The following is an 8,983-nucleotide window of genomic DNA, read 5'->3' as shown; positions in this document are numbered from 1 at the left end:
CATGGCGATCCAGCTCCGCGCACACCTCAGCGAAAGCGTCCGCGAACACCGGGAAAGCGTCTGACAGCTCCCTCCCCATCCCAGCCCGCTGAGAACCCTGGCCAGAGAACAAAAACGCGATCCGGCCCTGAGCAGCCAGCGTGGCGGGCTCGTCTCCCCGCGCCACCGCGGACAGTGCGGTCAGCAGCCCGTCCCGGTCCCCAGCCACCACCGCGGCCCGCCGTTCCAGCGCCGACCGTCCGGTCGCCAGCGAAAACGCCACGTCCACCGGCCGGATCTCCGGCCGCGCACGAACCTGCTCCGCAAGCCGCGCCGCCTGCTCGCGCAACGCGGCCTCGCTCTTCGCGGACAGCACCCACGGCACCGCGGCCAGCGCCCGGCCCGGCTCCTGGGCCTCCGGTTCCGGAGCCTGCTCCACGATCACGTGCGCGTTGGTCCCGCCCACGCCGAACGCCGACACCGCCGCCCGACGCGGACGATCCGACTCGTGCCACGGAACGGCCTCGGTCAGCAGCCGGACCGAACCGGCCGACCAGTCCACGTTGGCCGAAGGCGCGTCGATGTGCAGGCTCTTCGGCAGCATTCCGTGCCGCAGCGCGAGAACCATCTTGAGCACGCCTGCTGCCCCGGCCGCAGACTGGGTGTGCCCGATATTGGACTTCACCGAGCCCAGCCACAACGGCTGTTCCCGGTCCTTCCCGTAGGTAGCCAGCAAGGCCTGGGCCTCGATCGGATCGCCGAGCGTCGTCCCGGTGCCGTGTGCCTCGACGGCGTCGACATCGGACAGTTCAAGGCCGGCGTTCTCCAGCGCCGCCCGGATCACCCGCTGCTGCGACGGACCATTCGGCGCCGTCAGGCCGTTCGACGCGCCGTCCTGGTTCACCGCGCTGCCGCGCACCACCGCCAGCACCTGGTGTCCATTGCGCTGAGCATCCGACAACCGCTCCACGAGAAGCAGGCCCACGCCATCGGAAAATCCGGTGCCGTCCGCCGCCTCGGCGAACGGCTTGCACCGGCCGTCGGCAGCCAGCCCGCGCTGCCGCGAGAACTCGACGAACGCGGCAGGGGTCGAGATCACGGTCGCGCCGCCCGCCAGCGCGAGCGAGCATTCCCCGGACCGCAGCGACCGCACCGCCAGGTGCAACGCCACCAGCGAAGAAGAACAAGCCGTGTCCACGGTGACCGCCGGGCCCTCGAACCCGTACACGTACGACAGCCGCCCCGAGGAGACCGCACCCGAACTGCCGGTCAGCACATGGCCGTCGGCCTCGGAGTTCCCGGCGAACCCGTTGTCGTACCCGGAGTGCCCGGCACCGATGAACACACCCGTCGCACTGCCTCGCAACGAATCCGGCGCGATCCCGGCTCGCTCGAACACCTCCCACGACGTCTCCAGCAGCAACCGCTGCTGCGGATCCATCGCCACCGCCTCACGCGGGCTGATTCCGAAGAACCCGGCGTCGAACTCGGTGGCGGCGTCGACGAATCCGCCGGTGCGGACATACGACTTCCCGGACTTGTCCGGGTCCGGATCGTAGAGCTCCTCGAGCGGCCAGCCGCGGTCGTCCGGGAAACCGGCGAGCGCGTCCCGGCCCTCGTGCAGCAACGCCCAGAATTCCTCCGGGGTCCGCGCGCCGGGAAGACGGCAGCCCATCCCGACGACGGCGATCGGTTCGTGCTCGCTATTCCGCAGCTCGCGCAGCTGCCGGCGAGTGTCGTGGAGGTCCGCGGCCACCCGCTTGAGGTACTCGCGGAGTTTGGCGTCATTCGACATGGAACCCTGCCTTGTCCGGGGTCGGCTGGGAGTGCTGGTCAGCTGAGCTCGTTGTCGACGAAATCGAAGACCTCCTCGTCCGAGGCGGATTCCAGGAGTTCGGACGCGGAAAGCTCGTTCGCCTCCTTGCCGTCGTCCAGCGTGCGCAGCAACGCGGTCAGCCGCGCCCGCGCGGTTTCGCGCTGCCCGTCGTGGCCGGCCAGCGCCGCGATCGTGTCCGCCAGCCGGTCGAGCTCCGCCTCGACCGCCTGTTCCGGATCGCCTGCCAGTTCGGTGCGGAGCAAACGGGCGAGCGCGTCCGGGGTCGGCTGGTCGAACACTACGGTCACCGGCAGCGTGAGTCCGGTGGCGGCGTTCAACCGGTTGCGCAGGTCGACCGCCGTGAGCGAGTCGAATCCCTGGTCCTTGAACGCCAGTCCCGGATCGACCGCGTCGCCGCCGCGATGGCCAAGAACGGCCGCCACCGTCGAACGCACGAGGTCAAGCAGCAGCTCTTGCTGATCGCCCGGAGCCAGCCCGGCCAACTGGCCCGCGAGCGAGCCTGCCCCGTCGGCACCGGGCGCGGATCGCTCGGCGGCCGCGAGGATCCGTTGTGCGTCCGGCAGTTCGTCCAGCAGCGGCCGGTGCCGGGCCGAGGCGAAGCGCGGCACGAAGCGTTCCCAATCGACGTCCGCGACCGCCAGGAACGTCTCGTCCCGGGCCACGGCCTGATGCAACGCTTCGAGCGCGAGGTCCGGCGACATCGGGAGGACACCGCGCAGGCGCAACTGTTCCTCGGCCGAGCGTTCCGCCGCCATGCCGGTTTCGCCCCAGGCGCCCCAGGCGATCGACGTCGCCACGAGCCCGCGGTCGCGCCGCTGGTGGGCGAGCGCGTCCAGGAACGCGTTGGCGGCCGCGTAAGGACCCTGGCCGCCGCTGCCCCATACGCCCGCGTTGGAGGAGAACAGCACGAACGCGTCCAGTTCCCGGTCGCCGAGAAGGGCGTCGAGGTTGCGCGCCCCGTCGACCTTGGCGGCGAGCACCTCGGCGAAATCGGCGAGACCGGTCTCGGCCAGCGGAGCCATCGAGACCGCGCCGGCGGTGTGCACGACGGCCCGGACCTCGGGGTGCTCGTCCAGCAGAGCGGCGAGCGCCGACCGGTCGGCCACGTCGCACGCGGCGATGGTCACCTGAGCGCCCAATGCTTCCAGTTCAGCCCGCAACCCGGCCGCACCAGCCGCGGCCGGACCGCGTCGGCTGGTCAGCACGAGGTGTTCCGCCCCGTCGCGGGCCAGCGACCGCGCGACCCGCGAGCCGAGTGCCCCGGTGCCTCCGGTGATCAGCACGGTTCCGCGCGGCTGCCACCGCGCCGTGGAATCGGTGTCCCGCTGCGGCGCACGCACCAGCCTCCGCGCGAACGTTCCCGACGCCCGCACCGCGACCTCGTCCTGGTCACCGCCCAGCAGGCTCGCGAACCGGTCCCGCGCGCGCTGGTCGAACGCGGCGGGCAGGTCGAGCAGGCCGCCCCAGCTGTCCGGGTGTTCCAGCGCGACCACCCGGCCGAGCCCCCAGACCTGCGCCTGTTCCGGGCTGGGCAAGGGATCCGTCGCACCGGTGGACACCGCGCCGCGCGTCACGCACCACAGCCGCGCCTTCACTCCGGCATCGGCGAGCGCTTGAACCGCGAGCGCCGTTGCCGCCAAGCCGAGTTCGACTCGGTGCCGCGAATGGCGTCCTTCGGAGAGCGCCAGCAGCGACAGCACCCCGGACGGCGGTTCCGCGTCGAGCACCCCGCTGAGCTGATCGGCGAGCGCCACCCGGTCCAGGTCGGTCGGGTCGAGCACCACCGGCGTTGCCTTGGCGCCGTGCGCGGACAACTCGGCGAGGACCGCCGTCACCAGTTCGCTGTCCTCGTGTCCCGAAGGCACCAGCACTGGCCAGCTGCCCGACAGCGATCCGGGGGCGGTTTCAGCGACTGGACGCCATTCCACCCGGTACCGCCAGCTGTCCACAGTAGACTTATCGCGGCTTTGCTCGCGCCAGGACCGCAACGCGGGCAGCACGGGCTTCAGCGCGGCTTCGTCCACTTTGAGCAAGGTGCTGAGCGATTCGTGGTCCTGCGCCTCGACGCTGTCCCAGAACCGGTCGTCGGCGAACGCGGGCGCGACGGCGGGCTCGATTTCCGGCCAGTACCGCTCTCGCTGGAACGCGTAGGTCGGCAGATCCACCCGGCGACCGGAGAACAGCGCGCTCCAGTCGACCGGCTGCCCGTGCACGTGCGCCTCCGCGAGCGACGCGCAGAAGCGCTGCGCGGCACCGTCGTTCCGCCGCAACGACCCCACGACGATTGCCGGCACCTCCTGCGCGGCCAGGGTTTCCTGAAGCGCGAGAGTCAGCACCGGATGCGGGCTTGCCTCGACGAAGACCCGGAACCCGTCGTCCGCCAGCGTCCGGGTCGCCTTCTCCAGCTCCACGGTCTGGCGCAGGTTGCGGAACCAGTAGTCCGCGTCGAGCGCGGTGGTGTCCAGCCAGTCACCGGTCACGGTGGACAGGAACGGCACCTCCGCCGGGCGCGGGACGATCGAACCGAGCAGCCCGGCCAGCTCCGCGCGGATCTCGTCCACGTGCGCCGAATGCGATGCGTAGTCCACCGGAATCTTCCGCGCCCGGATGTCCTCATCGGACAGTTCCGCTCGCAGCTGCTCCACCGCGTCCGGTTCGCCGGACACCACCAGCGAACCCGGCCCGTTGATCGCCGCGACCGAAATCCGGTCGTCCCATTTCGCCAGCCTCGGCAGCAATTCCTCCAGCGGCAGCGCCACCGACATCATCGCTCCCCGGCCGCTCAGCTCACGCAATGCCTTGCTGCGCAATGCCACGACCTTCGCCGCGTCCGAAAGGGACAGCGCGCCGGCCACGCAGGCGGCCGCGATCTCGCCCTGACTGTGCCCGACGACCGCGTCCGGTTCGACCCCGCACGCACGCCACAATCCGGCCAGCGAAACCATCACCGCGAACAACGCGGGCTGGACGACGTCCACCCGGTCCATCGGCGGCGCGTCCGGCGCGCCGCGCAGCACGTCGGTGAGCGACCAGTCGACGTACTCCGACAGGGCCGCCGCACATTCCGCGATCCGCTCGGCGAACACCGGCGACGCGTCCATCAGGTCGAGCGCCATGCCCGTCCACTGCGAACCCTGGCCCGGGAACACGAAGACGCGTTTGCCCGCGTCGCGTTCCCGGCCGCGGACCAGCCCGGGCGAACTGTCCCCGTCGGCGAGCGCGGCCAGTCCTTCGGCGAGTCCGGCCCGATCGGCGGCTACCACCACGGCTCGTTCGGCGAACCGCGTGCGGGCGGCCAGAGTCGTTGCCGCATCAGCAAGATCCAGCTCTGTGTCCACCAGGGAGCGGAGCGCCCGCGCCTGCTCTCGCAGGGCCGCGTCGGTCTTCGCGGACAGCACCCAAGGCGGGTTCGCGGCCAAGACCGGCGGCGCAGCCGGAGTGTCGACGGGTTGCTCCGGCGCTTGTTCGAGGATCACGTGCGCGTTGGTTCCGCTGATCCCGAATGACGACACCCCAGCCCGGCGCGGCCGTCCCGCCGCAGGCCACTCCCTGGCCTCGGCCAGCAACTCCACCGCGCCGGCCGACCAGTCCACCTCCGCCGACGGTTCGTCGATGTGCAGGCTCTTCGGCAGCATCCCGTGCCGCAGCGCCAGCACCATCTTGATGACGCCGGCCACGCCCGCCGCACCCTGGGTGTGCCCGAGATTCGACTTGACCGACCCGAGCCACAGCGGCTCGTCCCGGTCCTGCCCGTAGGTCGCCAGCAAGGCCTGTGCCTCGATCGGATCGCCGAGCTTCGTCCCGGTGCCGTGTGCTTCCACCGCGTCCACTTCGGACGGTTGAAGCCCGGCGTTCGCCAGTGCCGCCCGGATCACCCGCTGCTGCGAAGGACCGTTCGGCGCCGTCAACCCGTTGGACGCGCCGTCCTGGTTGACCGCGCTGCCCCGGAGTACCGCGAGCACCTCGTGCCCGTTGCGCTGGGCGTCCGACAGCCGCTCCACCAGCAGCACCCCGATGCCCTCGGCGAAGCCCGCCCCGTCGGCGGCCGCCGCGAACGGCTTGCACCGGCCGTCCGGGGCCACGCCCCGCTGGCGGGAGAATTCGGTGAAGATCCCCGGGGTCGACATCACCATCACGCCCGCGGCCAGCGCCAGCGAGCATTCCCCTGACCGCAGCGACTGCGCCGCGAGATGCAACGCCACCAGCGACGACGAGCAGGCGGTATCGACGCTGACCGCGGGTCCCTCGAACCCGAAGAGATAGGAAAGCCGTCCGGACAGCACGCTCGGCGAGTTGCCGGTGCCCACGTGCCCCGCCGATTCCCCCGAGCCCATCGCCATCAGCTGCAGGTAGTCCTGGCCGCTGGTCCCGGCGAAAACCCCGGCGTCGCGCAGGGTTTCCGGGACGATCCCGGCCCGTTCGAAGGCCTCCCACGAGGTTTCCAGCAGCAACCGCTGCTGCGGGTCCATCGCCAGCGCCTCGCGCGGCGAAATGCCGAAGAACGTCGCGTCGAATTCGGCCGCGCCGGACAGGAACCCGCCTTCCCGGGTGTAGCTGGTGCCGTCGCCGTCCGGATCCGGGTCGTAGAGGGCCTCGAGATCCCAGCCGCGGTCGGCCGGGAACGCGGAGATCGTGTCGGTCTCGTCGGCGAGCACCCGCCAGAGGTCCTCCGGCGACCGCACGCCGCCGGGGAAGCGGCACGCCATCCCGACGATCGCCAGCGGTTCCTCGGACCTGGCCACCGCCGGTGCCTCGGCGGGCGACTCGGCGCCGAGCAGTTCGGCGCGCAGGTATCCCGCGATCGCGACCGGCGTCGGGTAGTCGAAGACCAGCGTCGCGGGCAGCCGCAACCCGGTGACGGTGTTCAGCCGGTTGCGGAGTTCGACCGCGGTCACCGAGTCGAAGCCGAGGTCCTTGAGCGCCTGGCGCGGTTCGACCTCCTCCGGACCGGAATGGCCGAGCACGATCGCCGCCTGCGTACGGACCGCGTCGAGCAGGAACCGGTCCTGTTCGGTTTCCGGCACGCTGGCCAGCCGTTGCGCGAAGGACGCTTCGTCCGGGTCCGCCGCGGCCTGTTCCGGCTGCCGGACATCGGGCAGGTCGGCGAGCAGCGGGCTCGGCCGGGTCGCGGTGAAGGCGACGCGGAACCGCTCCCAGGCGATGTCCGCGACGACGAGGTTCGTCTCGTCGTCGCTCAACGCCTGGTCGAGGGCGGCGAGTGCGAGGTCCGGCGCCATCTCGGGGACGCCGTGACGGCGGAATACCTCGCCGACCTCGCCCTCGGCCATGCCGCCGTCCGCCCACGGCCCCCAGGCGATCGACGTCGCGACCAGCCCGTTCGCCCGCCGGTGTTCGGCCAGTGCGTCCAGGAACGCGTTGCCCGGCGCGTAGTTGCCCAGCCCCGGGGTGCCGACGACCGCCGACGTCGCGGAGAAGAGCGCGAACATGCGCAGGTCGCGGTCCCGGGTGAGTTCGTGCAGATTCACCGCCGCGGTCGCCTTCGCCCGCAGGACCTCGTTCATCCTGGCCGGGGTCAGCGACGTGACGACCCCGTCGTCGAGCACCCCCGCGGCGTGCACGATGCCGTCGACCGGGAACCGGCCGAGCAGATCAGCCGCCGCGGCCCGGTCCGCGACGTCACCGGCCACGATCGTCGCCCGGACGCCGAGCGCGGCGAGTTCCGCTTCGAGCTCCGCGGCACCCGGTGCCGCCTGCCCTCGGCGGCTCACGAGCACCAGATGCTCCGCGCCCCGTCCGGCGAGCCACCGCGCCACCCGCGCGCCCAGCGCTCCGGTTCCGCCGGTCACCAGCACCGTGGCCGGCGCCCGCCAGCCACTGTTCCGGGCGGCGCCGGCGCGCGCCAACCGGCGTCCGAACACCCCGGACGCGCGCACCGCCACCTGGTCCTCAGCTCCGCCGAGCACCGCCGACAACCGGGAGAGCACCCGCTCGTCCAGCGTGTCCGGCAGGTCGATCAGCCCGCCCCAGCGGTCGGGATGCTCCAGCGCCGCGACCCGGCCGAGACCCCAGACCATCGCCTGCGCCGAACTGCTGTGCGAGTCGAAGCGATCCACCGAGACCGCACCCCTGGTCACCGTCCACAGTGGCGTTTGACTGTCCACAGTGGTCAGCTCACGGAGAAGACGCACCGTCGCGGCGAGCCCGCGCGGCACCGCGCCGAACTCCGCGAGCGGCCGGTCGTCCAATGCGAGCAAGGACAGCACTCCGGACACCGGGCCTTCGGCCAGTTTGTCCGCGATCGGCTCGTCGCCGAGCACCACGAGGCGGCCCGCGATGCCGTCCGCCAGCACGGCGGCCCATTCGGCGTGCTCGGCCGGAGCGACGACCAGCCACGTGCCCCGCGCCGACGCGGCCGAGACGTCCGGAAGGCGTTTCCACGACACCCGGTAGCGCCACCGGTCCACTTCGGACTCCTGCTGACGCCGCTGCCGCCAAGAGGCCAGCACCGGCAACGCTGCCTCCAGCGACCGCACCTCGTCGCCCTCGGCCGCCAGCGTCGCGGCCACCGCGTCGAGATCCGCGCGTTCGACGGCCTCCCAGAACTCGGCGTCCACCGGTTCGGCCGCCGCCGGTTCGACCGGCTCCGGCCAGTAGCGCTGGCGCTGGAACGGATAGGTGGGCAGATCGGTGGTGCGGGCGCCGGTCCCGGCGAAGAACCTGGCCCAGTCGACGGTCGCGCCCCGGGTGAACGCCTCGCCCAAGGACGCGGTGAACCGGTCCAGGCCGCCCTCGCCCCGGCGCAGCGTCCCGATCGCCGCCGCGGCCGTGTCGTCGAGAGTCTCCTGCAATCCGGGAACCAGCACCGGATGCGGGCTGACCTCCACGAATACCCGGTAGCCGGCGGCCAGCAGCTTCCGGGTCGCCTGCTCGAACTCCACCGTCTGGCGAAGGTTGCGGTACCAGTAGTCCGCGTCCATCGCCGCGGTGTCGAGGAGTTCGCCCGTCACCGCCGAGTAGAACGGCACCTCGCCGGATCGCGGCGCAACGGACGCCAGCACCTCGCGCAGTTCGTCGTGAATCTCTTCGACGTGCGCCGAATGCGAGGCGTAGTCCACCGGAACCTTCCGCGCCCGGACACCGTCCCGCTCACACCCGGCGATCAACTCATCCAACGCATCCGGATCACCCGAAACCACCACCGAACCA

Annotated in this window: 1 protein-coding gene and 1 pseudogene; both read right to left on the bottom strand. The window is 71.8% G+C overall.

All coding sequences use genetic code 11. The features are described from left to right. Positions 1–1,735, bottom strand: a pseudogene (locus tag H4281_RS44920) (type I polyketide synthase); the annotation flags it as partial. Positions 1,736–1,812: 77 nt separating this feature from the next. Next, a partial coding sequence (locus tag H4281_RS44915; RefSeq protein ID WP_182896940.1) for a type I polyketide synthase occupies positions 1,813–8,983 on the bottom strand: 7,171 nt, incomplete at its 5' end.

Source organism: Amycolatopsis dendrobii (assembly GCF_014145675.1).
Classification (GTDB): domain Bacteria; phylum Actinomycetota; class Actinomycetes; order Mycobacteriales; family Pseudonocardiaceae; genus Amycolatopsis; species Amycolatopsis dendrobii.
This window is presented reverse-complemented; position numbering and strand designations above follow the sequence as displayed.